The organism is Pectobacterium polonicum (assembly GCF_005497185.1).
Lineage (GTDB): Bacteria > Pseudomonadota > Gammaproteobacteria > Enterobacterales > Enterobacteriaceae > Pectobacterium > Pectobacterium polonicum.
In genome coordinates this window covers 14,119-40,213 of record NZ_RJTN01000025.1, presented here as the reverse complement: position 1 = coordinate 40,213, position 26,095 = coordinate 14,119, and the positions used below count along the sequence as shown (strand labels likewise).

Here is a 26,095-nt window from a genome sequence, read left to right as displayed (position 1 = left end):
GGGGCATACGTTGGGTAGGGGAGGCACTTTTGCGAAGGCTCGTTTCATTTACTCAAACAGGTACAATAAAGGTACGAGCAGAACCCATCCCCTTTTTTGCATCGCTGAAAACGTGAGAAAATTGAGGTTTACCGCACTATTCCACCAATCGGATAGGGATATCTTTATCGAAAGCCTTATACTGAGCGCGTTGATATATCGTTTGATTGGATGAATTGAATATTTACAACGACTGAAAGGGAATAAGGAAAAAGATGAAAATTGGAACTGGAGAACTCGGCCTTTTTGCTCATCGTGCTTCGAGCGCTAACTCGGCGGCTCAAACGGGTAATCAAACCTCGTTTGCAGCCGTTTTAGCGGGGAAAACGCAGGAAGCGAGTGTAAACCACACTTCTAGCTCTATCTCTGAGGTTAAGAAATACGATTTTACGAATATGACGCCACAAGAGTTGAATGAAGCTGTAAACAGCCTGATTCGAAACGGGCAAATGGATCTCGATGAATCGTCACCACTGTTGGGTTTCATGGCTCCTACCGCGTTGTCTAAAGTCGTTTATGACGGTACCGCACCCGCTTCACCACGCCAGCCTATGAACGTGTTCTCCAAAATTCAGGAAGGTATTGATGCGGCATTATCGCGTAATGAAAAGGCGAGTGCAGAAAGTCTGCAACGAGCTGCCGATGCCTTGCTTCGTTTTCAGGATAAAATCGTAAAGATGACTAGCTTCGCGTAATGAAAAGGCCAAGCGTGAATTGGCCTTATTCTATCCATTCTGTTTGCTATACAGAATGCTGCGTGAGCGGCTTCGCGCAATTTTCAGCCACATGTAACAATTCGGCGGTGAGTGCGATACACTTCGCCCCTCTTATCAATGGGGTACGGTAGCGAATTATCTGGCGTGAGCGTTAAACGAGTTACAGCCTGCCTGGCCATTTTTTCTATGATGATGCTGTTTATTGCCCCTTTGATTTCAAAATCACTGGTGCAGCCATCAGCCTGTCAGGCACCAACTCACGCTATGTCTACGTCGCAGCATCATCACGGCGCGCATGAACATGAGGTATGCCACCACGGTAGTACGCCGCATAATCTGATGATGTCGAGCGTCGGGCTTTCTCCGATGGAGGATATTGCCTGCGGATACTGTCAGTTGTTGGTGCATTTACCGCTTATTCTATCGGTCGTATTGCCGTTGCTCTGGCTGTTATTGTCCGCTCACAGACCGACCTATTTCCCTGATTTTGTTTGTCCTACGTTATTCCGATCTTATTGCCCGCAGCGCGCCCGTGCACCTCCTGAATCGGTTTCTTTGTTTTGACTCTTTTTAATTAACGACATCCGTCGGCTTACTCCCTTATGGTCGGGCGATCCCTCCATAGGCGTTTTGCCGCGCGTCGTTGTGGCATAAGAAACCGTAAGGCAATACGATGAAAAAAATTGAATTGGTATATACGCCCGCCGCTTCTCTGGTGCTGGTGGCGTTAGCTTCTTTACCTGTGATGGCTCTGGGCGAGCACGATCATTCTGCTACTCACGCCACGCTGAATGATGATGCCGTGATGGTGGTGACCGCGCCGGAGACTTCTCCGCTCACGCTGGTGACCTCGCCGAAAACGCCGCGCCAGCCTGTACCGGCCAGCGATGGTTCGGATTATCTGAAAACCATTCCGGGGTTCTCGCAAATACGTAATGGTGGAACAAATGGCGATCCTGTCTTCCGGGGCATGTTTGGATCGAGACTGCGGCTTCTTTCCAATAATGGTGAGATGTTAGGTGCCTGTCCGTCACGCATGGATGCACCGAGTTCGTACATTTCTCCCGAAAGTTATGACCTGTTAACCTTTACCAAAGGGCCGCAGACTGTGCTCTGGGGCGCAGGAAATTCAGCGGGAACTGTGCGATTTGAGCGGACACCGCCGCGTTTCGAGAAGCCAGGAATACAGGGCAGCGCCAGCGTGCTGACGGCGTCAAACGATCGTCATGATGAAAATGCTGATGTCAGTTTCGGGAGTGAAGAGGGCTATTTTCGACTCATCGGTAATAAATCACAGTCAGGCGATTACAAGGATGGTGAGGGGAAACGCGTAGCATCAAAATGGGATAAATGGAATGCGGATGTGGCGCTCGGTTGGACGCCAGACAGCGACACCTTGTTGGAGCTGACCGCAGGCAAAGGCGATGGGGAAGCGCGCTACGCTGGGCGTGGCATGGATGGTTCGCAATTTAAGCGTGAGAGTGTGGGCATACGCGCGGAAAAATCCAATATAGGGAATGTACTCGATAAGCTTGAGGCGAGTGCGTATTACAACTATGCCGATCACGTTATGGATAATTACACGCTGCGATCGCCAAGCGGCATGGGGATGATGGGTATGCCTATGGCCAGCCAACTGGATAGAAAAACGGTTGGTGGACGGATGATGGCAACCTGGATATGGGCCGACTATGAGCTGAAAAGCGGCGCGGACATGCAGACAAATACGCATCGTCGCTGGCGAAATGATGGCTGGAAGAAAGATGCGCAATTTAACACCTATGGTGTCTTCAGCGAGTTGACCTGGCAGGCTTCTGAGCAAAGTAAGGTCATCGGGGGAACGCGCCTTGATCAAACCAAGGTCGAGAATAATGCGGGCACCAGCATGAGTGAGCGGCATGATACATTGCCAGCAGGCTTTATCCGTGTCGAACATACGCTGGCGGATACCCCGATAATGCTGTATGCGGGCATTGGTTACACCGAGCGCTTTCCTGACTATTGGGAGCTGTTCTCGCCAACCTACGGGCCGGGCAGAACGCAAAGTGCATTCGATCATGTTAAAACTGAGAAAACGACCCAGCTTGATATCGGGGCACAATACAGTGGCCAACGCCTGAACAGCTGGGTTTCTGCCTACATGGGACGGGTGAATGATTTTATCCTGTTCCGCTACGATCCGATGAATGCCAGGGTCAGCGAGGCGGATAATATTAATGCGACCATCATGGGAGGCGAAACGGGATTCAGCTATAAATTAACGGATAGCTGGAAGACGGACGCCAGTCTGGCGTATTCCTGGGCGAAGAATACCGATGATCATCGGCCACTGCCGCAAATTCCACCGCTGGAAGCGCGCCTGGGATTATCGTGGGAAAAAGGGAACTGGAGCAGCACGGGCTTACTGCGTCTGGTGAGTCAGCAAAATAGGGTCGCGCTTAACGAAGGTAACGTTGTCGGGAAAGATTTTGATCATAGCTCTGGCTTTGCGATCTTCTCAGCCAATGCGGTATATCGCGTTAACCAATACGTCAAACTAAGTACGGGGGTCGATAACCTGTTTAACACCACCTACAGTGAACACCTCAACCTTGCCGGTAATAGCAGTTTTGGTTATTCGGCTAACTCGTCCGTAAATGAACCGGGTAGAACCTACTGGGCGAAGGTAAATATTACCTTCTGATGACGTTGTAATGGATGAACTGCACCGTAGTCATTCTTTGATGGATTACGGTGCGGTTGTGGGAGCGATAGCCTGTGTGAAACACGCCCTTTCATTTTCTCTACGAAGATTAGTCTCAATTATTCCGACGAATGCTGACAAATCGCGAACGCTGAACTATTTTCATAAGTAATTATCACGTAACGGAGGTTGATATGGGATTTTGGCGCATCGTACTGACTATTCTTCTGCCACCGTTGGGCGTGTTATTGGGGAAAGGAATTGGTGGAGCATTCATTCTGAATATTATTCTGACGCTATTAGGCTATTTTCCCGGTTTGGTGCATGCGTTTTGGGTGCAGACAAAAGACGATGGGATTTAATGGCTGAAAAGCTGAATAATGGTCATGACGAAATAACGGGAGGCAAATGGCCTCCTGTTATTTTTTCGGACGAATAAGACAGGCGATCAATAATAGCCAATCAGTTTCCACCACGCTAAGCCGACGATAAAAATCAGGGCGACGTTAAACGTGACGATGCAGAAATTGATTTTATAGAAACGGTGCCGTTCAAAATATCCCTGAGCAAAATAGATCGGGCCGGGGCCACCGCCGTATTCGGTATTCCCCCACATCAGGTTGCTAAAAATCCCAAAACAGATGGCGACCATCATGGGCGGCGCGCCTGCGGCTATGGCGGTGGCGGCGAAGGGCGCATAGAGCGCGGCGACGTGACCAGAGGCGGTTGCAAACAGATAATGTACATAGATATAGAGGATGCCGAGAATAACGAAGGTTTCCATCGCGCCGAAACCCTGTATGGAAGCACCCAGCTTAACGGTCATCCACTTAATGAAACCAAGGTCAGACAGTCCGGCGGCGAGGCTGATAATGACGCTGAACCAGATGACCGTATCCCAGGCTGCGCGATCGCTAAGTACGTCTTTCCACTGGACGGCCTGAGTGACGAACAGGTAGGCAACCAATGCCAACCCGACGGATGTGGCAGAAAAACCAGTGATCAGGCTGGTGCCCCAGCCAAGCAGCGCGAGAACAAAGCCAAAGGCCACTTTTTTCTCTGCCGGTTTCATGTTTCCTAATTCCGCCAGCGACCGGCGTCCCATCTCTTTGGCCTCTGGCGTTTTTTTCAGTTCTGGGTTCAGTATTTTGTACACTAGCAACGGCATCAGACAGAAGCAGCACATGGCGGGTACAACAGCGGCAATAAACCAACCGCCCCAGGTAATATCTACGCCTAGTGAGGTTTTCGCCAGGCTGCCAACCAGCGGGTTGGCGGCCATACCGGTGAGGAAAATCGCGCCGGTGATCGGAGTAAACTGAAAGCAGACCATGATCAGAAAGTCCCCAATCTTTTTACCGCTAACGCCGGGTGTTGACCCTAATACTTCATTAATCGAACGCGCGATAGGAAAGATAATTCCCCCCGAACGCGCCGTGACGGATGGCATGGCGGGTGCCATGATGAGGTCGGAAACGCCCAGCGAATAGGCGATCCCCAAGCTGCTTCCGCCGAATAGCGACAGCATTTTGTAGGCGATGCGTTTTCCTAATCCAGATGTCACAAAACCCAGAGAAAGAATATAGGCACAAAAGATGAGCCAGACGGTGCCGCTGGAAAAACCGGCTAACGCTTTCGCTTCTGTTAAGGTTCTAGTGAAAATAGTGATGCAAAGGACAAGCAGCATAATCGCGCCTGACGGCAGAGGCTGCGTCAATATTGCTGCGATGGTGGCGGCAAAAATCGCGAACATATGCCATGCCTGCGGCGTAAGGCCATCGGGAACCGGAGAAAACCAGATAATCAGGCCCAGCAGGAGAGGAATAATAACGGCGACTATTTTTTTCTTGGTGGAGGATTCGGATGACATAACGTCTCCTTAATCGTGCAAGCTATTATTATCCGCCATCATTCCCGGCAACAGAGAGCCTGCCCAGACGCGTTATTATCTTGCGTCTGGGATGTATCGATCTCAGTCTGTTAATTAGAGCGATATCGGATAATTACCGGTGATGACTATTTTCTTTCCATTTTATTGACTACCTGATCAACCATTTCAGGGGCACTGCCCAAATAATTGACGGGATTAGTCAGGTCTTCGATTAATTTAGGATCGAGTCGGCTAGCGACGCTGGGCATGGCATTAAGAACATCGGCCAGCGTGCCGCCTTTCTCATTCACGATGCGGCAGGCATCGTAAACGATGTCATGGGCTTCCTGACGCCCAATATACGGTGCCAGTCCCATCATCACGGCTTCAGCCACAATCAGGCCGTTGGTCATATTGAGGTTTTTCAGCATCATTTTCTCATCAACAATCAGGCCGTTTAGCATGAACTTGGCCTGATGAAGTGCACCCGCAGAGAGAATGAAACTTTCCGGGATGGCGATCCACTCCGCGTGCCATGGGCCTGTGGCGCGTTCCAGATCTTGCACCATTGCATCCAGCATCAGCCCGGCCTGTTGGCGAACGCCTTTGGAACAGGCCAGCATCAGTTCGCTGGAAATGGGGTTACGCTTTTGCGGCATGGTACTGCTGGCTCCACGGCCTTTAACAAACGGTTCATACAACTCACCGAACTCGTTGGAGGCCATCAGCATGACGTCATAGCCAATTTTCCCTAACGAACCTGTAATTACCGCCAGCAGGTTGACGGCTTCAGCAAATCCATCACGAGCGACATGCCAGGTTGAGGTGGGAACGCCCAGACCAAGCTCGGCCATCAGCGCTTTTTGTACCGCAAGCCCTTTATCGCCTAACGAGGCTAATGTCCCCGCAGCGCCTGCGAATTCGCCCACCAGCACGCGTGGGCGCAACTGCTCAAGGCGCTCGGCATGACGGTCAAACATGTCCAGCCAGATGGCGGCTTTGTAGCCGAATGTAATCGGTAGCGCCTGTTGTAAATGGGTACGCCCAGCCATTGGCGTATTACGGTAACGCACGGCCAGTCCGGCCAAAATAGAACGCAGTGCGTCGATATCTGCTTCAATTAACGCGAAGGCATCACGGATTTGCAGCACCACGGCGGTATCCATAATGTCCTGTGTCGTTGCGCCCCAGTGAACATAACCACCAGATTGGCCAGCCTGTTTGGAAATCTGGTGCACCAGTGGCAGGATGGGGTAGCCCACAATTTCTGTTTCGTGGCGCAGCAGCTCAAAATCGAGCGTGTCAGCGTTACAGCTGGCGGTGATTTCTGCGGCCGCCTCTGCGGGGATTACGCCACAGCGCGCCTGCGCATTGGCCAATGCGATCTCTACTTCCACATACTTACGGATGAGTTCTCGATCATCGAAGATCGCCCGCATTTCTGGGGTACCAAATGAATCACGGAATAGAACTGAATCAAGCACATTCGAAGCCATAACGCCTCCTGAAGCGAATGTATTAGTGATAAGATGCAAACCATATCCGCGATAAGATGAAGTGTGCTGATAGCGGCATGGCCTGAAAGAGAAAATGTACGGATAGGTTTAAATGTCCGTACATGTTGTATTTATAACAACATGTACGGACAAGTTAGTGAAGCAGTGAAATGTCATTTTGTGATGCAGGGCATCAATATTGATTAAGAGCGTGAGCCGATGAAAGAACCCTTGTATAAGCGAATTGCCCGTGAACTCAGCCAAAATATTACGCTAGGCCAGTACCCGGCAGGGTCGTTAATCCCCTCTGAGCTGGAGCTTTGTGAGCAGTATCAGGTTAGTCGGCATACCGTCAGGGAGGCGTTGCGCGATCTAACCGAGGCGGGTTTGCTATCCCGACGTAAGGGCGTGGGTTCCGTTGTTGTCGATAATGATGAAAAACGTGAACGCAACCATCCTCTGGCTAGCCTTGAGGATCTGTTCGTGCTGGCAAAAACCAATCTGCGCGTCGTGAAGAAGATTGATGAAATCGTGGCGGACGTTGAACTGGCACAGATTATCGGTGGCAAGCCGGGCGATCGCTGGCTGCATATTGCCAGCATTCGTGAAGACAGCGAGAAAAAGGACGCTCCGATCTGCTGGACCGATAGCTACGTTAGCCCGGATTATGCCAAGGTTAAAAGTCTGGTACGTAGCGATCCGTTTGCTTTGATTAGTGATTTGATTGAAAAGCACTACGGCGTGCAGGGAGAAGAAGTGCGCCAGACCATTTCTGCCGTTGGTGTTCCTGCCAAAATAGCGAAAACGCTGGGCGTTGATGTAGGGTATCCGGCATTAAAAATCATCCGCCATTATCTTGACCGATCGGGAAATGTCTTTGAAACCACGGTCTCGATCCATCCGGCAGACAGATATACCTGCTCTATTACGCTGAAACGCCAAACGGGGAACCGAACGTAGCCTGTGTGCTACCTTATTGAAGCCTGCTGGTTTCCCGTCTACATGTGCCTGCATCATTCATGCAGGCACGATCTTTTTTCCTTGTCGCTATTGCGCACGTACTACCTGATTACGCCCTTGCTGTTTGGCTTGATAAAGCGCGATATCGGCGCGGTTAATCAGCATACTGAGCGTCTCGCCTGCCCGATATTCCGCGACACCGCAGCTGACCGTCACCTGAATGGCTCCTTCACGGTAGGGAAGGTGCGTTATTTCTATATTCTGGCGTAGTGCCTCGGCGCGTTGTTGTGCGGCGTTGATATCGCACTCGTCGAGTAGAATAACGAACTCTTCACCTCCCCAGCGGCAGGGCTGATCGCTGGATCGGGTATTCGCTGACAAGAGTGCGGAAATTTCTTGTAAAACCAGATCCCCAACGTTGTGACCGTATTTGTCATTGATTTTCTTGAAATGGTCAATATCAATGAGAAGAATGGAAAGCGATTTGTGCTGTAAGGCATTTTTTGTTCCGAGACGGCGGAATAAATAATCAAATGCCTGACGGTTCATGAGGCCCGTTAATTTATCCGTTGTCGCCATTTGTTCCAGACGGCGTTGATAGCCACCAATGGTCAGCCACAGCAGAAATAAGAAAAGGACGCTGACGAACGTACTGATACCCAGGTTTTTTAGCAGCGTGGCGAACAGTCGCTTCTCACTGGGGTGGCTAGTTTGTTCTACCATCAAATACCAACCGAATTCAGGGATTAGCCGGGTGTTAAGGAAGATATGCTCCCCGTCTGATTGATATTCATAAGCGCCACCGGGAGCCGTTAGGATCGTGGTAGCGATATTGCCTAGTCCCGGCTGCTGCTGAATCTTGAGCGGGCGGCTATAGCTTTCCCCATGTAAGGTAATATTGCCTTCTTTATCAATGAAATAGATTGTGCGGTTATAGCGTTGCTCATATTTTTCAAGGAGGTGTTTAACGCGTTCAACGGGAATTCCTACGCCGGTAATACCGATAAAATTGCCGTCATAGTCCACGACTTTGTGGTTAATAAGAATATCAAGGCGTGTGTGATCCTCAGGATCGAATGAGATATCGATGGCATAAGGCATCTCGTCCGATAGCGTTCGGTGTTGGAAATACCACTGATCGTCTGGCGAATTCTCTGAGACGGTTTTCAGGATACGCTGCTGATCGTAGTAACGTTTGGTTTTATCCGAAATGAAGAACGAAAATACAGTATCGAAGCGACGATCGATTTCTCGCAGGTAGCGAAACATGGCCTGCGGATCGCTTTCATCCTTCAGCACCCAGTCGCGTAAAAAGGTATCGTGTGCCATCAGCGACGAAATAAAGATAGGTTTTAGCAAATCTTGTTGGATTTCCGAATAGACGTTATCACTGGTTAGCGGCAGGGTATTTTCTTCGATTTCTTCTTCCAGTGATTCCTTAGCCACTTCATAACTGGTCCAACTGATAACGAGAAAGGCGGCGAGCAGCATGGAGCCGAGTATTATGATTGCGCGTGTTTTGTCCAGCCAGCGTGCATTATTAATGAGTCCAGTCTGCAAAATAATCTCCCCAGAGAATCATTTATGAGGTAGGTGAATAAACCGCTATTTTCACCTAAAAATTGTGGTGCAACATTTTACTGGAATGACGGTGTAGCACAATTGGACGAGTGAATCGCTGACGCATAGCGTTAAGTATAGTGGTTACATGATGGAAGTATTAGAGCAGATTGCTGGAACGCAATGTTTTGTATTCAGGACTGGTGAATGTCCTCCTGTCGGCTTTCTGATCTCTTTCGTGTTTTCAATATTCGTAAACAAACAGGACACCATGCGGTGTCCTGTTTGTTGATAAACGGTGATTCAGCGGATTACTTAAATACGCGAAAACGTTCTTCAAAGGCGATATAGGTTTTCTCACCAGCGGGTTGCTCAACGGAACCGAATGGCATTTGAGCACGCAGCTTCCAACTGGCTGGCAGGCTCCACTGCGCTTTGACGTCATTGTCGATCAACGGGTTATAGTGCTGGAGTGAGGCACCGATTTTTTCCTGCGCCAGCGTGGACCACACGGCGAACTGAGCGATGCCGGTTGAATGTTCGGACCAGACCGGGAAATTATCGGCATAAAGCGCGAATTTTTCCTGTAGTGATTCAATCACTGCGGTATCTTCAAAGAACAGGACGGTTCCCGCACCGGCAGCAAAGGAGGCCAGTTTGCTTTCTGTTGGGGCAAAGGCATCCGCAGGCACAATTTTTTTCAGTTGCTGCTTAACAATATCCCACAGCTTGTGGTGTTGCTCACCGAACAGAATGACGACGCGAGAGCTTTGTGAATTAAAAGAGGAGGGGCTTTCATTAACGGCTTCGGTAATGAGCGCGGTAACCTGATCTTCTGATATCGGTAGTTTATTGCCGATGGCATAGATTGAACGACGGGCCTTGATTGACTGCAAAAAAGCATTACTCATGGTGTGTTCCTCAGTTTACGTGATGACTAACCTTTACACTGTGTCACTGATCTTTCCTGTGTTCAATGGCTTATCGTGCCGGATAAGCATCTTTTCCTGCTCCGCGTTAGCCGCCGCAGACTTCACAGCGTGGGTTTTTCGGCAGCGTGATTTCACGAAATTGCAGCGTCATTGCGTCGAACATCAGCAAACGTCCAGTCGTCAGCTTACCATAGCCTGTTAGCAACTTAATGGCCTCCAGAGCCTGTAAACTCCCGATCGTACCCACCAGCGGTGACATCACACCGGCTTCGACACACGTTAGCGCATTGGCACCGAACAGGCGGCTGAGACAATGGTAGCAAGGTTCATCAGGCTGATAGGTAAAGACGCTGATTTGGCCTTCCATCCGAATCGCGGCACCGGAGATCAGCGGTTTTTTGAGCTGAAAGCCAATGCGGTTTAGGCGATCGCGGATGGTGACATTGTCGGTACAGTCCAACACGGCATCATGCTTGTTGACCTGTTCCTTCAACGCCTCGTCATCGAGATCGCCATCAACCGCATCAAGTGAAAGATGCGGGTTCATGTCGGATAACGTCAGACGCGCCGATTCAACTTTTGCCATCCCGATACGGGCATCGCGATGCAGAACCTGACGTTGCAGGTTAGACAGTGAGACGGTATCAAAATCCAGCAGCGTCAAATGACCGACGCCCGCCGCCGCCAGGTACTGCGCGGCAGCACAGCCCAATCCACCCAAACCGACAATCAACAGGCGTGAAGCCTTCAGCTTTTCCTGTCCGTCAAAATCAAAGCCGCGCAGTACAATCTGTCGATTGTAGCGCAGCATTTCTTCATCGCTCAGTTCCGGCAACATACTCAATGCCCCAGCAGGGCGTTGAAGGGCTCGATGTCTACCCATTCGCCGGCAGCGACGTGACCACGATCCTGCTCAAGCACGATGAAACAGTTACCGAGGCTGAACGAGCTGAAAACGTGTGAACCCTGATGCCCAGTGGTTCCCACTTCCAGTTCGCCCTGCGCGTTGCGGCTGAAAATACCGCGCTGGAAATCGGTGCGCCCCGGCGTCTTTTTCAGTGCGCTGGTGGTTTTGACGCGTACTCGCGGCGGCTGGTGCCACTGTGTATAGCCAGACAGGCGAGCTAGCAGCGGTTGCACCAACTGATAGAATGTCAGTGCTGCGGATACTGGATTCCCCGGCAGGCCGCAGAACCAGGCGTGTTGTAACTTGCCGAAGGCGAAGGGTTTGCCGGGCTTGATTGCCAGCTTCCAGAAATGGATATCGCCCAGTTCATCCAGCATTTGCTTGGTATAATCCGCTTCGCCAACGGAAACGCCGCCGCTGCTAATCACCAGATCGGCACGCTGGTCTGCCTCATGAAATGCGGCACGCAGCGCGTCTGGATCGTCACGGATGATGCCCAGGTCTTGCACGTCGCAGCCTAGTTGTTCAAGCATCAAACGGACGGCAAAACGGTTGGTGTCATAAATCTGGCCGTCTTCCAGTGGTTTACCGACGGGTTGCAGTTCATCACCGGTTGAAAACACCGCGACTTTCAGACGACGTACTACGTCAATCTGCGCAATCCCCAGCGAAGCCAGCAGCGGTAATTCCGCCATGCCCAGTTTGCAGCCCGCAGGTAGCACGCTGGCACCCGCCTGAATATCTTCTCCCGCCAGACGAATATTTTGACCGGGTTTGACCTCATGGGGGAAACGGATGCCGTCTTCACTCACGTCAGCCTGTTCCTGCATGATCACGGTGTCGGCTCCTGCGGGAAGTGGTGCACCGGTCATGATACGAATGCAGGTTCCGGCAGGCCATTCACCGGTGAAGGGCGCGCCAGCGAAGGCTTTTCCTGCCAGCGGTAGCGTTGTGGCAACCGACAAATCGGCGCAGCGGACGGCATAGCCATCCATCGCGGAATTAGCAAAAGGCGGGACGTTAATCGGGGAGGTGATGGCATGGGCAGTGATCCGTCCTGCGGCGTCGAACAGGGATACGCGCTCTGTTTCGGTAAGGGAAGGAACCTGAGAAAACATGTTTTCCAGAGCTTGTTCAAGAGTCAGTAAACCTGCGTTAACGCTTTCCATCTTTACCCCACCGTTTTTCATCAATACAGTCTGTTTCATTCATATGGCTTTTTCATTAGCACGATATGTTCCGCTAACATGTCGTTCATGAGCGAAAACCCGTTTCCTATGCCAGTATTAATTATGTCAGAGTTCGTAACGTGGGTGAATGTATGCAAGTCAAGGAATCCGGCTTTTGGCGTGTGAATCCTCGTTAGAGATTAGGCAACATAGGCAGGGTTCAACGCAGATGTTTTTTCTTCAATTCGAACTATTTCGGGAAAAAATGAGTGCATCTGCCGGAGATATCGTGCTTTATTAAGTCGCTTTATGATAATTAACTTAATGTTATAAAAAGAAATTTCTCACTGTTCTGATTTCAGTTTCCGCTTTACATCATACCTTGCGCTAAATATAGTCGAAAACCGCTGATAATTTGTTCCTGACCGCGTTGCGCTGATTCCAGGCGCCTTTATAGGGAGATTCGCCGTTCATGTCGCTCACACAGGATCATTATGCCTCGCTGTCTTCCTCTGTTCCTGGGCTGGTTTTGCCTGAAAAACGGGTGGTGGACGTGCGCAATCTGAGTGTCTATTTCGAGCAGCAGGGACAGCGGACGGATGCGGTACGCAATTTGACGTTCTCTGTCGATCGTGGTGAAACGCTGGCTATCGTCGGGGAGTCGGGCTCGGGTAAATCAGTGACGTCTCTGGCACTGATGCGTTTGGTCGAACACGCAGGTGGGGTGATTCACCAGGGGGATATGCTCTTTCGTCGTCGCGATGGACATGTGCTGGATCTCCGTGGCGCTCGTCAGCGGGTGATGCGAACGTTACGCGGTGCGGATTTAGCGATGATTTTCCAGGAACCGATGACGTCGCTCAATCCCGTCTTCCCGGTCGGCGAACAGATAGCCGAGTCGATTCGTTTGCATCAGGGTATGAATCGGCAGGCCGCGCGTGCAGAAACCTTGCGCATGCTGGATCTGGTCAGAATACCGGAAGCGCGTAATGTGCTGGATCGCTACCCTCACCAGCTCTCTGGCGGAATGCGTCAGCGGGTCATGATTGCGATGGCGCTCTCCTGTAAGCCGTCGCTGCTCATTGCCGATGAACCGACGACCGCGCTGGATGTCACCATTCAGGCGCAAATTCTGCAACTTATCCGTGTACTACAGCGTGAAATGGACATGGCCGTGATTTTTATCACCCACGACATGGGAGTGGTGGCGGAAGTCGCTGAGCGTGTATTGGTGATGCACCGTGGGGAAAGCGTTGAGGCGGGAAGCGTAGGGCAGATTTTTACCGCGCCCCAGCACCCGTATACGCAGGGACTGTTGGCGGCAGTACCCGCATTAGGGTCAATGCGCGGGCAACCCTTTCCGGCAAAATTTCCGCTACTGGATCAATGCGCGGCGCCTGTCACAGACAACGCGCCGCAGGACACGGTTCCTGCGCATGCGGAGCCGATCTTGCAGGTGAGCCATCTGGTGACGCGTTTTCCCATTCGCAGTGGGTTATTAAACCGTGTGACGCGTCAGGTACATGCGGTGGAAAACGTCAGTTTCGATCTCTGGCCGGGCGAAACGCTTTCGCTGGTTGGCGAATCGGGGTGCGGCAAGTCCACGACTGGCCGGGCGTTGCTCCAACTGGTTGAAAGCCAGAAGGGCGAGATTACCTTTAATGGCCAGCGCATCCATCAGTTAAAAGGTGCCGCATTACAGCGTTTGCGGCGTGATATTCAACTAATTTTTCAGGACCCCTATGCGTCTCTGGACCCTCGTCTAACCGTCGGATTCTCGATTATGGAACCGCTGCTGGTACATAACATTTGCCGTCGGCAGGAGGCGGAAAAACGCGTTGAATGGCTATTGTCACGCGTAGGGTTGGAACCGGAACACGCCCGGCGCTATCCGCATGAATTTTCCGGTGGTCAGCGTCAGCGCGTTTGTATCGCCAGAGCGTTGGCGCTGAACCCTAAAGTGGTGATTGCGGATGAGGCCGTATCTGCGCTGGACGTGTCGATTCAGGCGCAAATCATCAACCTGATGCTGGAGTTGCAACGTGAATTTGGCATCGCATTTTTGTTTATTTCACATGATATGGCGGTGGTTGAACGCATTAGCCATCGCGTAGCGGTGATGTACATGGGGCAAATTGTCGAGATCGGCCCACGGCAAGACGTGTTTGAACGTCCTCGGCATCCTTATACCCGCAAACTGATGTCGGCAGTGCCGATTGCCGATCCCTCACGCCGCCAGCGTGAGCAGGTGTTACTGGTTGATGAAATACCCAGTCCGATCCGGGGGATTGGTGATGAACCGATCACGGCGCCTTTGGTTCAGGTTGGTGAGCGACACTTTGTTGCGCACCATCCGATAGCCGGTGCTTATTAACAGGGATTCACAAGGAGAACATAGCATGAGCGTAATGACGATAAAGCGGCGCTGGTTCGTGGCCGCCGGGGTAACCGCAGCGATGGCAGCCTCACCCGTCTGGGCAGCTAAAGATGCGGTTATCGCCGTGGGTTCCACGTTTACCAGCCTCGACCCCTATGATGCCAACGATTCGCTATCGCAGACGGTGGCGAAGTCATTCTATCAGGGGCTTTTTGGCTTCGATAAAGAGATGAAGCTGGTAAACGTCCTGGCAGACAGCTATGACGTTAGCCCGGATGGCCTGACGTATACCGTCAAATTGCACCCTGGCGTTAAATTTCACGATGGATCGGCGTTTAACGCCGCCGCTGTGAAAGTGAATCTGGATCGCGCCAGTAACCCCGACAATCGCCTGAAGCGATATAACCTGTTCAAAACGATCGACAAAACCGAGGTGGTGGACGATCTGACGGTGAAAATTATTCTGAAGACGCCGTTCTCCGCGTTCGTGAATAATCTGGCGCACCCCGCGGCCGTAATGATCTCTCCGGCGGCATTAAAACAGTATGGCAAGGAGATCGGTTTTCACCCGGTTGGCACCGGCCCATATCGCTTTGTGGCCTGGAACCAGACCGACTTTGTCAAAGTTGAGAAATTCAGCGGCTACTGGAAAGCCGGGTTGCCTAAGCTGGACAGCATTACCTGGCGTCCGGTAGTGGATAACAACACGCGTGCGGCACTGCTGCAAACGGGCGAAGCGCAGTTTGCTTATCCGATACCGTTTGAGCAAGCCAGGGTGTTGGAGAAAAATGACAAGCTGGCGCTGGTGGCGTCACCGTCGATCCTGCATCGCTACATCAGCATGAATGTCACGCAGAAACCGTTTGATAACCCGAAAGTACGACAGGCGCTGAACTACGCAATTAACAAAGAGGCACTGATTAAAGTGGCGTTCTCCGGCTACGCGACGCCAGCCGAAGGGCCACTGCCAAACAGTATCGATTATTCGGTAAAATATCACCCCTGGCCTTACGATCCGGCCAAAGCGCGTGAGTTACTGAAAGAAGCAGGCTATCCAGACGGTTTTACCACCACGCTATGGTCGTCGCATAACCACAGTACGGCGCAGAAAGTCTTGCAGTTTACGCAACAACAGCTGGCACAGGTTGGCGTGAAAGTGCAGGTGACCGCGATGGATGCGGGGCAGCGCGCGGCGGAAGTGGAAGGCAAGGGCGTGAAAGAGACGGGTGTTCGCCTGTTTTATACCGGCTGGTCGGCATCGACGGGTGAGGCGGACTGGGCGCTGTCGCCACTGTTTGCTACCGCTTCCTGGCCACCCGCGCAGTTCAACACGGCCTTTTACAGCAATCCGCAGGTTGACGCGGATCTGGCTAACGCGCTGAAAACGACGGATCGAGCGGAAAAGCAGAATTTGTATAAGGATGCACAGGACAAAATCTGGGCTGATGCGCCGTGGATTTTTCTGGCGACAGAGCGTTTAGTGTCGGCTAATAGCAAGAAGTTGACCGGATTCTATGTGATGCCGGATACCTTGTTTAGCTTTGATGATGCCGATCTGACGGAATAATCCAGTGCGAAAATATGACCAGGGAGTCGGGTGGCCATGAGGCTACCCGCAGTGGTCAATACTCGTCCACTCATAGGAGAGTCTGACGCATGTCTGTGGAAAACCGTTCATGCTGAATTATTTTATTAAACGGCTACTAGGGCTGATTCCCACGCTCCTGATGGTGCTGGTGCTGGTGTTCCTGTTCGTTCATCTGTTACCCGGCGATCCGGCGCGTTTAGCCGCCGGGCGGGAAGCGGATGCCGTCGTTATCGAGATGGTGCGGCAGGATTTAGGCTTGGATAAACCGCTGCCGCACCAGTTCTGGCACTTCTTCACCAATATCCTGCAAGGGGATCTGGGAACGTCGATCGTGTCGAAGCGGCCCGTCACCGAAGAGATCGCCATGCGCTTTATGCCGACCTTTTGGCTGACGGTGTGTAGCATGGTGTGGGCGGTGATTTTTGGCATGGCGATTGGCATCGTGTCTGCCGTATGGCGCAATGGCTGGCCAGATAGGATCGGCATGACGTTGGCGGTATCTGGTCTCTCTTTCCCTGCGTTTGCGCTCGGCATGCTGTTAATGCAGATTTTTTCCGTCGAATTAGGCTGGCTGCCAACGGTGGGGGCGGATACCTGGCTGCACTACATCTTGCCTTCCCTGACGTTAGGTGCGGCAGTCGCGGCGGTGATGGCGCGTTTTACCCGAGCGTCATTTGTTGATGTGTTGCAGGAAGATTACATGCGCACGGCGCGGGCAAAAGGCGTGCGCGAATCGCTGGTGGTAGTGAAACACGGGCTGCGCAATGCATTGATTCCGGTGGTCACCATGATGGGGCTGCAATTTGGTTTTTTGCTTGGTGGCTCGATTGTCGTGGAAAAAGTGTTCAACTGGCCGGGCTTAGGGCGGTTGCTGGTGGATGCGGTGGAGATGCGCGATTATCCGGTGATTCAGGCTGAGGTGTTGCTGTTTTCACTGGAATTTATTCTGATCAATCTGCTGGTTGACATGCTGTATGCCGCGATTAATCCAGCCATTCGTTATAAATAAGGAAAGGGAATGAGACACTGGCGACGTAAAGCTATGCTGGCGACGCTCCCTGTCATTAGGGATAAACCCGTTCGCACGCCGTGGCGTGAATTTTGGCGGCGTTTTCTTCAGCAACGCGTAGCGGTTGCCGCCGGTCTGTTTGTGCTGCTGCTGATTGTCGCCGCGTTTCTGGCTCCGTATCTGGTGCCCTATGATGCCGAGAACTATTTTGATTATGAACGCCTGAACGAAGGCCCCTCTGCGGCACATTGGTTGGGCGTCGATTCATTAGGGCGTGATATTTTCAGTCGAATCCTGATGGGGACGCGCATCTCGCTGGCTGCGGGTATTCTCTCGGTGCTGGTAGGGATGATTATCGGCACGACACTGGGGCTGTTGGCGGGCTACTACGAAGGGTGGACGGACCGCATCATCATGCGCATCGGCGATGTGCTGTTTGCCTTCCCCGGTATTCTGCTGGCGATTGCCGTTGTGGCGATTATGGGCAGTGGGATGGCGAATGTGGTGGTTGCCGTCGCGATTTTCAGCATCCCGGCGTTCGCCCGCCTGGTGCGAGGCAACACGCTGGTGCTGAAACAGCTTACCTATATCGAATCGGCTCGCAGTATTGGTGCCAGCGACGGGACGATCCTCTTTCGGCATATCTTGCCCGGTTCAGTGTCTTCCATCGTGGTGTTTTTCTCGATGCGCATTGGGATGTCGATCATCACGGCAGCCAGCCTGTCATTCTTAGGGCTGGGCGCACAGCCGCCGATGCCGGAGTGGGGGGCGATGCTGAATGAGGCGCGGTCAGATATGGTGATTGCACCACATGTCGCGATCTTCCCCAGTCTGGCTATCTTTCTGACGGTCTTGGCGTTTAATCTATTAGGCGACGGTCTGCGCGACGCGCTTGACCCGAAATTGAAAAGCTAAATAAAAAAGCGCGACAACGAGTGCCGCGCTTTTCAGCAGTAAAACCGTCAGCGCTTAGAACGACGTGCGTTTATAGCTGCGGTACTGCGGCTGCCAGAAGTTATGGTCAATCGCTTTCTGCAAGGCATCAGCAGAGGTGACGACGGCCACGCCTTGCAGCTGTGCGGCTTTACCCACTTCCAGTGCGATACGCTTGGACACCTGCTGGATATCGGACAGATCCGGCAGCAGAGCGCCTTCGCCGTTATTCGCCAGCGGCGAGCAGTCAGCTAACGCGCGGCTGGCAGCCATCAACATACCGTCAGTGATACGCTTGGCACCCGACGCCAGTACACCTAATCCGATACCTGGGAAGATATAGGAGTTATTGCACTGCGCGATAGGGAAGACTTTATCCTGATAGTTAACCGGAGAGAACGGGCTACCGGTTGCAACCAGCGCTGAACCTTCCGTCCAGCGAATGATATCTTCTGGACGCGCTTCCACGCGAGATGTCGGGTTAGACAGCGGCATCACGATAGGGCGAGCGCAGTGCTTATACATTTCACGGATGATTTCTTCCGTGAACAGGCCAGGCTGGCCGGATACGCCGATCAGGATGGTCGGTTTGGCATTGCGCACCACTTCCAGCAATGAAATCGCGTCGCTGTTGCAATCCCAATCAGCCAGCAGTTCGCTTTTCTGCACCAGCTTGCTCTGGAAATCGAGCAGGTTCGGCAGTTTGTCCGTCAGCAGACCGAAGCGGTCAACCATAAAGACGCGTGCACGTGCTTCTTCTTCGCTTAGCCCTTCGGATTTCATCTGTGCGACGATTTGTTCAGCGATACCACAGCCTGCGGAGCCTGCTCCCAGGAAGGTGACCGTTTGATCGCGCAACTGCGTACCTGCCGCGCGGCTGGCGGCAATCAGGCTGCCGATAGCCACGGCGGCGGTGCCCTGAATGTCATCGTTAAAGCTACAGATCTCATCACGATAGCGGTTCAGCAACGGTGTGGCGTTTTTCTGTGCGAAGTCTTCAAACTGCAACAGCACGTTCGGCCAGCGGCGTTTCACGGCCTGAATGAACTCGTCAACGAAGGCATAGTATTCGTCGTCGGTGATGCGCGGATGGCGCCAGCCCATATACAGCGGATCGTTCAGACGTTGTGGGTTGTTGGTGCCGACATCCAGAACGACTGGCAGGGTGTAGGCTGGGCTGATACCGCCACACGCGGTATACAGCGACAGTTTTCCGATTGGAATCCCCATCCCGCCGATACCCTGATCGCCCAGACCGAGAATACGTTCACCGTCGGTGACAACGATGACTTTTACGTTCTGCTTAGTGGCGTTTTGCAGCATATCGTCGATATGTGCGCGGTTAGGGTAGGAGATAAACAGACCGCGTGCGCGACGATAGATATCAGAGAAGTGTTCACAGGCTTCGCCAACGGTCGGGGTGTAGATGATCGGCATCATCTCACTGAGGTGACCGTCTAACAGACGGTAGAACAGCGTTTCGTTAGTATCCTGAATGTTGCGCAGGTAAACGTGTTTTTCAATATCGTGTTTGAATTCCTGATACTGGCGCCAGGCGCGTTCAGCCTGTTCTTCGATAGTTTCAACGGCTTCTGGCAGCAGACCTGCAAGGTTAAAATCAGCACGCTCTTCTTCGGTAAACGCGCTGCCTTTATTCAGCAAGGGGAATTCAAGCAAGATTGGACCAGCGTAGGGGATATAGAGAGGGCGTTTGCTTTCGTATTCTAATTCCATGGCTTTTTACTCTTCGGATAGCAAAAAAGAAACTCAGGTGGTGTCGATGAGAAACTGCTGCGAATCTTAAATTACCCAGAAAATATGTACAGGAAATGTTAATTAAAATAGTTACAGATGGCTTGCATATTAGCCGAAATACAGGCTTTATCGATTCACCTCTCTTTTTTCAGCTTTACGTCGCTGATTTTTTGCGTTTATCGCAGCCCTTATTCCTCAATAAAGTGGTGCTCAACGTCGGTGCAACCCAGTTCGGCTAGCATGATTTGTGAGATCGCCCAGTGGCTGACAGCAGCATTACGGCGTTCAACGACGGCGGCATGTGTAATGGTGCAAGGATCGTCACCTGCCAGGTTCATCAGATTTAACGCGGCCTGTAAGGGCGGCAGGCTGGGGTTGAACGCCGCATTTTCTGCATAGCGACCGGTATAGAGGTTGCCACTCGTGGTTTCCAGCGCAATGCCGCTGATCGCTTTGCTGTAAGGTGCATGGCTACGGTTAGCGGCATCCAGTGCATGACGCGCCAGCGCATTCACATTCTGCAATGTCGCGCCGTGGTTGATGTCATCCATCAGCAGGGTATCGATGTTTAGATCGACGGGGCCAAAGGCATCGGGCAGATAGTGGCTAAGCACCGCAGGCTGGCGACCCGGCAGTTGAATGCACAGCGATGCCGCATTGCGCAATTCATTCATAAACTGGCGACAGTGGCCGCATGGCGTGTAGTTCACGGTCACCGCCCGCAATCCACGTTCATTGCGTAGCCAGGCGTGGCTGACGGCACTTTGTTCTGCGTGAACTGTTTGTTGAAGCTGAACGGCGGTGAACTCCATGTTCGCGCCAAAGTAGAAATTTCCACTGAGCCCTTGCGCAATCGCACCAACCTGAAAATGCGAGATGGGGGCTTGTGCGCAGGCGGCTGCCAGCGGTAATAGCGCAAAGGCCAACGCATCGGTGTCTAATTGGCTGGCCTTGCAGACTGCCTTTACGTCATCAGCGGTTAGCATCGCCGCGAAATCCGGTTTATCGATCAAGGGACCGATCGCGGTTTGCAGACTGGCAGGTAATTGCTGGAAGGCGTTTTCGAATCGTGGATGCATATCGGCTTACTCTTTTTACCCGTCAATGACGTCATGTTAGAAAGCAGAGTAGCAATAAATTGTGATAAAAATCTCTTTATTGAATGAAATGACTGCAACTTAATCCTTAAATGCGAGATGTATCTCAATTTTATCGCGGGAACGCTGCGTGATAGGCACCGTCCCCGCTAAATTCAGCCCATGAGATGCAAGAGGACGGGGAACACCAGCGGTGCAATCAGCGAGGTAATGATCCCACAGATAACGAGCGCCAGTGAACTGAACGCCCCTTCCTGATAATCGACCTCTGCGCAGCGCGCCGTACCGAGTGCGTGCGAAGCGGTGCCCATCGACAAACCGCGTGCGGCTTTGGTTTTGATCCCCACACGCTCGAACAGGCTGTGGCCTAAGACCGCACCGAGGATGCCGACAAAAATTACACAGACGGCGCTGATAGCCGGAATCCCGCCAATCGAGCTGGCTACCGCCATCGCAATAGGCGTAGTGACGGATTTCGGCAGTATTGAGGCGGCAATTTCTGGCGAGGCGCCCATCCACAGCGCCACCAGCGTGCCGGAGATAATGGCGGTCAGGCTACCGATGAAGCACACGCTGATGATTGATTTCCAGCGCGCGCGAATTTGATGCAACTGCTCATAAAGCGGAAACGCCAGCGCGACCACCGCCGGTTGCAGCAGGTCGTTAAGGACTTTGCTGCCCTGAAAATAGTGCTCGTAGGGAATCTTCAATACCAGCAGCAGCGGAATAATAATCGCCATCGACACCAGCAGTGGGTTCAATAGCGAAAGTCTGGTCAGTACGGCCAGCTTACGTGCGGCGAAAAAAACCAGCAGAGTAAGCGGCAATGACCACCATAAGTAGCTGAACATTATTCGTTATCCTTCGGGGGCGTGCGATCGCTGGCCAGGGTTCGTTCACGCTGCATAATCTGGGTACTAAAACCGACAACCAACATCACTATAAAGGTACTGATCAGACAGGAAACGACGATGGGGCCAAACTGTTGGCTGACCAGATCGTAATAATTCATCACGCCGACGCCGATAGGGACGAACAGCAGCGCCATGTGACGAATGAGAAGATGACAGCCCGGTTTCACCCACTGTGCGGGCAGGATCTGCGAACAGAGCAGGGTGAACAAAACCAGCATACCGATGATACTGCCGGGGATAGTGAACGGAAGTAACGCGGATACCGCATTGCCTGCCAACAGGCAGAGATAAATCAATGCGAAAGCGCGTAAATACTGCCAGCAAATGATGAACGTATTACGCATGGGACATTCCTGATTAGCCGAGGGGATTATCATAACGCTAATGAAATTTACGTGCCACAGCTCACGAATTTTGTTGTGGGGGGAAGGTGAATCTGCCTAAAGGATGAACGACATCTGTCCGGGCTGAAATGCATCGAGAAGCCAATGAGATAAATTCGGCTCAACCCCGCACCTGCATGGGGGTGAGCCGGAAAAGGTCGAAACGACAGAAACGTTATTTTACGTCTACGCTCCACTTGGTGATGTCAATCTGCCCATCACCGCCAAAGATCTCGGTGCCGAATTCAACGCTACTGATATATTTTGTATTGCTCATCCATTTCTTGGTTCCCACCAGATAGTTGGTGAAATGGCGAATATTAAGCGATGCGTTGTTGGTATTGGAGGTACGAACAAAGGAAAAGACATTCCACCCTTTGCCATTACCGGCGTTGATCCAGCCTTTGAATACGTTCCAACTGCTGCCACCGAGGAAAACTGTTTCAATATAATCACCCGCCGGGCCTGCGTTAGTATTATTTAGCCAGATCATTAATTCATCGGTAGGGGTAGAATCCCAACTGGCTTTGTCGGTGGTGTGGAACCAAATGTCATAAGCTGCGTTGTAAGTGCCAGTAGATTTGATGGAATAGGTGACGTTACTGGTAATACTTTTATTACTGGATAATTTTATCGGCAAGCCGCTATTTGCCGTATAGCCCGCCGTCCAGTGCCAACCGCTCACCAGCGATGGGTAAGCTTTAACGCTGGAGGAGCTACTTGGCCAATGCCAGTTCCACCCCATGCTGGTTGGGCTGTTATAGAAAACCGTTTGCTGCCATCCTTTTACTTCATCTTTTCCCCAGACGTTATTGAATACATAATATTTATTATTCTCAAAATAGAGTTTGTCGGCGTCTTTGGAGGAACTGACCGCAGAAGCGGTGAATGGAGAGAGTAATAAAGCAGACAATAGTACGGGTAGTAATGTGCGGAAAGGACGCGGCGGACGGATATTCATAATAAGCATAATAAATCTCCTTTTAATATATGCCAGGGATGTTTCATTCTGAAATTTAGCACGTATTTAGTCAGTGTCTATGGCTGATTAAATATAAACTGTGGCGTGCTTAACAGTTTGTTGTTATTTCATTGAACGTCAGAGTAATTCAAATCATTACTCATGAATAAAATGAAAATCTTATTCGTGTGAATAATTATAAGAGCGGTAATGAATGGTTATCATGTGAGATGAAAATAGAGGACATGTTTTGCGGCGCACGAGTGCGTGCGCCTTGATTTACCGGTTAGTCAAATAACTGTTCATCACGGATGGCCGCACAGACGGCGTCGGTCAGCTTACGCAGTTCATCAGGCTGAATGATAAACGGTGGCATCAGATAAATAAGGCGACCAAACGGTCGAATCCACACGCCGCGCTCGACGAAGAAACGCTGTAGCCGCGCCATATTGACCGGACGCTGCGTTTCCACCACGCCGATAGCACCCAGCACGCGAACGTCTGTCACCAGCGGAGAATCCGCACAGGGTTGTAGCGCTTCTCGCAGCTGCCGCTCAATCTGCTGTACTTGCTGTTGCCAGCGGTTCTCCGCCAGTAGCGACAGGCTGGCGCTGGCCGCCGCGCAGGCGAGCGGATTACCCATAAATGTGGGGCCGTGCATAAAACAGCCTGCCGCACCGTTGCTGATGGTTTCCGCGACTATCCGGGTGGTCAGCGTGGCAGAGAGCGTCATATAGCCGCCGGTAAGCGCTTTTCCCAGACACATAATGTCGGGTGAAATTCCCGCGTGTTCGCAGGCAAACAGTTTGCCGGTGCGGCCAAATCCGGTCGCGATTTCATCGGCAATCAGCAAAATGCCCCACTGGTCGCACAGTTCCCGTACCCGCCGCAGGTAGGCCGGATGGTAAAAACGCATTCCACCTGCGCCCTGCACGATGGGCTCCAGAATGACGGCGGCGATCTCATCAGCGTGCGCCGACAGCATCGCCTGTAATGGCGCGATATCGGCTTCCTGCCACTCGTCGGCAAAACCGCCTTCGTTGATAGCAGCACAGGGCGGCGCATCGACAAACAGGTGAGCAGGCAGATAGCCCTGATACAGACTGTGCATCGAGTTCTGTGGATCGCACACGGACATCGCCCCGAAGGTGTCACCGTGATAGCCATGACGCAGAGTGAGGAAGCGCTGGCGGGCTGCACCGCGCGCTTGCCAATACTGTAGTGCCATTTTCATCGCCACTTCGACGGCCACCGAGCCGGAGTCCGCCAGAAACACGCATTCCAGCGTGTCCGGCGTGATGTCTACCAACTGACGACACAGCGCCACTGCTGCCGGATGGGTGATCCCGCCGAACATCACATGTGACATCTGGCTGAGCTGAGTCTGTACCGCCAGGTTGATGACCGGATGGTTGTAACCGTGAATGGCTGCCCACCACGATGACATTCCATCAATCAGGCGACGCCCGTCATCCAGTTGCAGCTCGACGCCGCTGGCTGATACGACGGGATAGCACGGCAGAGGCGTAGTCATTGACGTGTAGGGATGCCAAATATGGCGTTGATCAAAAGTGATGTCGTCCGGGCTCATGATGATCTTTCGTAAACTAAAATGGATTCTATTTGGTTGACAGTATATCGGGTTAATTTACACTGGCGAAACGTTTTTAGTTTGGAGATGCCGAGATGGCTAGCCGCATTTACTGGACGCTTGAGCAAGCGCAAGACTTATTTAATAAACCATTTCTGGAACTGATGTTTGAAGCACAGCAGATCCACCGTCAGCATTTTGATCCCCGTCAGGTGCAGGTCAGTACGTTACTGTCGATAAAGACCGGCTCCTGCCCTGAGGACTGTAAATACTGTCCACAGAGTTCCCGCTATCGGACAGGGATTGATACTGAACGTCTAATGCAGGTCGAACAGGTGTTGGATTCTGCCCGTCAGGCGAAAGCCGCGGGATCGACGCGCTTTTGTATGGGCGCGGCGTGGAAAAACCCACATGAGCGCGACATGCCGTATCTGGAACAGATGGTGCAAGGCGTTAAAGCGATGGGGATGGAAACCTGCATGACGCTGGGAACGCTGCACAACGATCAGGCTGAACGTCTGGCTTCTGCCGGGCTGGATTTCTATAACCATAACCTTGATACCTCGCCGGAGTTTTACGGCAGCATCATCACTACCCGCACGTATCAGGAACGTCTGGATACGCTGGATAAAGTGCGCGGTGCGGGCATTAAAGTCTGCTCGGGCGGCATTGTCGGGCTGGGTGAAACGGTACGCGATCGCGCTGGGCTGCTGGTGCAACTGGCTAACCTGCCGACGCCACCGGAAAGTGTGCCGATCAACATGCTGGTTAAGGTGAAAGGCACGCCGCTGGCGGATAACGAGGATGTCGATCCGTTTGACTTTATTCGTACCATTGCCGTAGCGCGCATCATGATGCCGGCTTCCTATGTGCGCCTGTCTGCCGGACGCGAGCAGATGAGTGAACAGACGCAGGCGATGTGTTTTATGGCGGGGGCGAACTCCATTTTCTACGGCTGCAAACTCTTAACGACGCCAAATCCGAAAGAAGATAAGGATCTGGCGCTGTTCCTCAAGTTAGGCCTGAACCCACAGCAGACAGGAACCGAATTTGGGGACAATCAACAGCAGCAGCGCTTGACGGAACAGCTGATTAACGCGGATAGCGAGCAGTTTTATAATGCTGCGGTATAACGCGTGCGGAATAAAAGGTGCT

Annotated in this window: 22 protein-coding genes; 10 read left to right on the top strand and 12 right to left on the bottom strand. The window is 52.1% G+C overall.

Annotated features, from left to right (window positions below; genetic code table 11):
- Nucleotides 1-254 precede the first annotated feature (254 nt).
- From EDI29_RS19625 to EDI29_RS19610, 4 genes are all read left to right on the top strand, one after another.
- Nucleotides 255-734, top strand: a complete 480-nt coding sequence (locus tag EDI29_RS19625) for a hypothetical protein (RefSeq protein ID WP_137742218.1) — start codon at nt 255-257, stop codon at nt 732-734.
- A 138-nt stretch (nt 735-872) separates the two neighbouring features.
- A complete protein-coding gene (locus EDI29_RS19620) occupies nt 873-1,319 on the top strand; it encodes a DUF2946 domain-containing protein (RefSeq protein WP_137742236.1) in 447 nt (148 codons plus the stop codon).
- 109 nt (nt 1,320-1,428) lie between these two features.
- Nucleotides 1,429-3,438 (top strand): TonB-dependent copper receptor, encoded by a 2,010-nt coding sequence (locus tag EDI29_RS19615; protein WP_137742217.1) that lies wholly within the window; start codon nt 1,429-1,431, stop codon nt 3,436-3,438.
- Between the two features lie 194 nt (nt 3,439-3,632).
- The gene (locus EDI29_RS19610; protein WP_010280855.1) at nt 3,633-3,800 is read left to right on the top strand and encodes a YqaE/Pmp3 family membrane protein; all 168 of its coding nucleotides are present in this window, start codon (nt 3,633-3,635) and stop codon (nt 3,798-3,800) included.
- A gap of 86 nt (nt 3,801-3,886) precedes the next feature.
- On the opposite strand, the gene EDI29_RS19605 is transcribed toward EDI29_RS19610, so the two are convergent.
- Nucleotides 3,887-5,308 (bottom strand): DASS family sodium-coupled anion symporter, encoded by a 1,422-nt coding sequence (locus tag EDI29_RS19605; RefSeq protein ID WP_137742216.1) that lies wholly within the window; start codon nt 5,306-5,308, stop codon nt 3,887-3,889.
- Nucleotides 5,309-5,454: 146 nt separating this feature from the next.
- On the bottom strand, nt 5,455-6,804 hold the full coding sequence (gene pcaB / locus EDI29_RS19600) for a 3-carboxy-cis,cis-muconate cycloisomerase (protein ID WP_137742215.1): 1,350 nt from the start codon (nt 6,802-6,804) through the stop codon (nt 5,455-5,457).
- A gap of 219 nt (nt 6,805-7,023) precedes the next feature.
- Here pcaB and EDI29_RS19595 point away from each other — a divergent pair, with 219 nt between their 5' ends.
- Complete coding sequence (locus tag EDI29_RS19595) at nt 7,024-7,764, top strand: GntR family transcriptional regulator (RefSeq protein WP_137742214.1); 741 nt, start codon at nt 7,024-7,026, stop codon at nt 7,762-7,764.
- An 87-nt stretch (nt 7,765-7,851) separates the two neighbouring features.
- Here the strand turns inward: EDI29_RS19595 and EDI29_RS19590 are convergent, their stop codons facing one another.
- From EDI29_RS19590 to moeA, 4 genes are all read right to left on the bottom strand, one after another.
- Nucleotides 7,852-9,324: a sensor domain-containing diguanylate cyclase gene (locus EDI29_RS19590; RefSeq protein ID WP_137742213.1), complete on the bottom strand. Its 1,473-nt coding sequence runs from the start codon at nt 9,322-9,324 to the stop codon at nt 7,852-7,854.
- Between the two features lie 311 nt (nt 9,325-9,635).
- Complete coding sequence (locus EDI29_RS19585; protein ID WP_137742212.1) at nt 9,636-10,235, bottom strand: nitroreductase family protein; 600 nt, start codon at nt 10,233-10,235, stop codon at nt 9,636-9,638.
- A gap of 106 nt (nt 10,236-10,341) precedes the next feature.
- Nucleotides 10,342-11,094: a molybdopterin-synthase adenylyltransferase MoeB gene (gene moeB, locus EDI29_RS19580; RefSeq protein WP_137742211.1), complete on the bottom strand. Its 753-nt coding sequence runs from the start codon at nt 11,092-11,094 to the stop codon at nt 10,342-10,344.
- Between the two features lie 2 nt (nt 11,095-11,096).
- Nucleotides 11,097-12,332 carry a molybdopterin molybdotransferase MoeA gene (gene moeA / locus EDI29_RS19575; protein WP_137742235.1) on the bottom strand — a complete coding sequence of 412 codons (1,236 nt, stop codon included), beginning with the start codon at nt 12,330-12,332 and terminating at the stop codon, nt 11,097-11,099.
- A gap of 472 nt (nt 12,333-12,804) precedes the next feature.
- Between moeA and EDI29_RS19570 the strand changes: the two genes are divergently transcribed.
- The 4 genes from EDI29_RS19570 (at nt 12,805) to gsiD (ending at nt 18,221) form a co-directional block, all read left to right on the top strand.
- Nucleotides 12,805-14,706: a dipeptide ABC transporter ATP-binding protein gene (locus tag EDI29_RS19570; protein WP_137742210.1), complete on the top strand. Its 1,902-nt coding sequence runs from the start codon at nt 12,805-12,807 to the stop codon at nt 14,704-14,706.
- Nucleotides 14,707-14,731: 25 nt separating this feature from the next.
- The gene (gsiB, locus tag EDI29_RS19565) at nt 14,732-16,276 is read left to right on the top strand and encodes a glutathione ABC transporter substrate-binding protein GsiB (RefSeq protein ID WP_193555680.1); all 1,545 of its coding nucleotides are present in this window, start codon (nt 14,732-14,734) and stop codon (nt 16,274-16,276) included.
- 109 nt (nt 16,277-16,385) lie between these two features.
- On the top strand, nt 16,386-17,306 hold the full coding sequence (gene gsiC / locus EDI29_RS19560; protein ID WP_137742209.1) for a glutathione ABC transporter permease GsiC: 921 nt from the start codon (nt 16,386-16,388) through the stop codon (nt 17,304-17,306).
- A 9-nt stretch (nt 17,307-17,315) separates the two neighbouring features.
- On the top strand, nt 17,316-18,221 hold the full coding sequence (gsiD, locus tag EDI29_RS19555) for a glutathione ABC transporter permease GsiD (protein ID WP_137742208.1): 906 nt from the start codon (nt 17,316-17,318) through the stop codon (nt 18,219-18,221).
- A gap of 54 nt (nt 18,222-18,275) precedes the next feature.
- Here gsiD and EDI29_RS19550 read toward each other — a convergent pair whose 3' ends face one another.
- From EDI29_RS19550 to bioA, 6 genes are all read right to left on the bottom strand, one after another.
- On the bottom strand, nt 18,276-19,973 hold the full coding sequence (locus tag EDI29_RS19550; protein WP_107167899.1) for an NAD-dependent malic enzyme: 1,698 nt from the start codon (nt 19,971-19,973) through the stop codon (nt 18,276-18,278).
- A 209-nt stretch (nt 19,974-20,182) separates the two neighbouring features.
- Nucleotides 20,183-21,073, bottom strand: coding sequence for a cytidine deaminase (gene cdd, locus EDI29_RS19545; protein WP_137742207.1), 891 nt, complete (start codon nt 21,071-21,073; stop codon nt 20,183-20,185).
- 173 nt (nt 21,074-21,246) lie between these two features.
- Nucleotides 21,247-21,942 (bottom strand): CidB/LrgB family autolysis modulator, encoded by a 696-nt coding sequence (locus tag EDI29_RS19540; RefSeq protein WP_137742206.1) that lies wholly within the window; start codon nt 21,940-21,942, stop codon nt 21,247-21,249.
- Complete coding sequence (locus EDI29_RS19535) at nt 21,942-22,349, bottom strand: CidA/LrgA family protein (protein WP_137742205.1); 408 nt, start codon at nt 22,347-22,349, stop codon at nt 21,942-21,944. The genes EDI29_RS19540 and EDI29_RS19535 overlap by 1 nt, the downstream gene beginning before the upstream one ends.
- Before the next feature lie 214 nt (nt 22,350-22,563).
- Nucleotides 22,564-23,358 (bottom strand): GH12 family glycosyl hydrolase domain-containing protein, encoded by a 795-nt coding sequence (locus tag EDI29_RS19530; protein ID WP_137742204.1) that lies wholly within the window; start codon nt 23,356-23,358, stop codon nt 22,564-22,566.
- Between the two features lie 277 nt (nt 23,359-23,635).
- Nucleotides 23,636-24,940, bottom strand: coding sequence for an adenosylmethionine--8-amino-7-oxononanoate transaminase (gene bioA / locus EDI29_RS19525; RefSeq protein WP_137742203.1), 1,305 nt, complete (start codon nt 24,938-24,940; stop codon nt 23,636-23,638).
- A 95-nt stretch (nt 24,941-25,035) separates the two neighbouring features.
- On the opposite strand from bioA, the gene bioB reads away from it, so the two are divergent.
- Nucleotides 25,036-26,073 (top strand): biotin synthase BioB, encoded by a 1,038-nt coding sequence (gene bioB / locus EDI29_RS19520; protein ID WP_137742202.1) that lies wholly within the window; start codon nt 25,036-25,038, stop codon nt 26,071-26,073.
- The last annotated feature ends 22 nt before the right edge of the window (nt 26,074-26,095 follow it).

What these genes read in the sequence shown, in the direction of transcription:
- bioB (WP_137742202.1), top strand. Translation starts at nt 25,036, where the DNA reads ATGGCTAGCCGCATTTACTGGACGCTTGAGCAAGCGCAAGACTTATTT.
- EDI29_RS19625 (WP_137742218.1), top strand. Translation starts at nt 255, where the DNA reads ATGAAAATTGGAACTGGAGAACTCGGCCTTTTTGCTCATCGTGCTTCG.
- EDI29_RS19535 (WP_137742205.1), bottom strand. Translation starts at nt 22,349, where the DNA reads ATGCGTAATACGTTCATCATTTGCTGGCAGTATTTACGCGCTTTCGCA.
- moeA (WP_137742235.1), bottom strand. Translation starts at nt 12,332, where the DNA reads ATGGAAAGCGTTAACGCAGGTTTACTGACTCTTGAACAAGCTCTGGAA.
- EDI29_RS19620 (WP_137742236.1), top strand. Translation starts at nt 873, where the DNA reads ATGGGGTACGGTAGCGAATTATCTGGCGTGAGCGTTAAACGAGTTACA.
- gsiD (WP_137742208.1), top strand. Translation starts at nt 17,316, where the DNA reads ATGAGACACTGGCGACGTAAAGCTATGCTGGCGACGCTCCCTGTCATT.
- gsiC (WP_137742209.1), top strand. Translation starts at nt 16,386, where the DNA reads ATGCTGAATTATTTTATTAAACGGCTACTAGGGCTGATTCCCACGCTC.
- moeB (WP_137742211.1), bottom strand. Translation starts at nt 11,094, where the DNA reads ATGTTGCCGGAACTGAGCGATGAAGAAATGCTGCGCTACAATCGACAG.
- EDI29_RS19605 (WP_137742216.1), bottom strand. Translation starts at nt 5,308, where the DNA reads ATGTCATCCGAATCCTCCACCAAGAAAAAAATAGTCGCCGTTATTATT.
- EDI29_RS19610 (WP_010280855.1), top strand. Translation starts at nt 3,633, where the DNA reads ATGGGATTTTGGCGCATCGTACTGACTATTCTTCTGCCACCGTTGGGC.
- EDI29_RS19595 (WP_137742214.1), top strand. Translation starts at nt 7,024, where the DNA reads ATGAAAGAACCCTTGTATAAGCGAATTGCCCGTGAACTCAGCCAAAAT.
- EDI29_RS19585 (WP_137742212.1), bottom strand. Translation starts at nt 10,235, where the DNA reads ATGAGTAATGCTTTTTTGCAGTCAATCAAGGCCCGTCGTTCAATCTAT.
- pcaB (WP_137742215.1), bottom strand. Translation starts at nt 6,804, where the DNA reads ATGGCTTCGAATGTGCTTGATTCAGTTCTATTCCGTGATTCATTTGGT.
- cdd (WP_137742207.1), bottom strand. Translation starts at nt 21,073, where the DNA reads ATGCATCCACGATTCGAAAACGCCTTCCAGCAATTACCTGCCAGTCTG.
- EDI29_RS19615 (WP_137742217.1), top strand. Translation starts at nt 1,429, where the DNA reads ATGAAAAAAATTGAATTGGTATATACGCCCGCCGCTTCTCTGGTGCTG.
- EDI29_RS19540 (WP_137742206.1), bottom strand. Translation starts at nt 21,942, where the DNA reads ATGTTCAGCTACTTATGGTGGTCATTGCCGCTTACTCTGCTGGTTTTT.
- bioA (WP_137742203.1), bottom strand. Translation starts at nt 24,940, where the DNA reads ATGAGCCCGGACGACATCACTTTTGATCAACGCCATATTTGGCATCCC.
- EDI29_RS19530 (WP_137742204.1), bottom strand. Translation starts at nt 23,358, where the DNA reads ATGCTTATTATGAATATCCGTCCGCCGCGTCCTTTCCGCACATTACTA.
- gsiB (WP_193555680.1), top strand. Translation starts at nt 14,732, where the DNA reads ATGAGCGTAATGACGATAAAGCGGCGCTGGTTCGTGGCCGCCGGGGTA.
- EDI29_RS19570 (WP_137742210.1), top strand. Translation starts at nt 12,805, where the DNA reads ATGTCGCTCACACAGGATCATTATGCCTCGCTGTCTTCCTCTGTTCCT.
- EDI29_RS19550 (WP_107167899.1), bottom strand. Translation starts at nt 19,973, where the DNA reads ATGGAATTAGAATACGAAAGCAAACGCCCTCTCTATATCCCCTACGCT.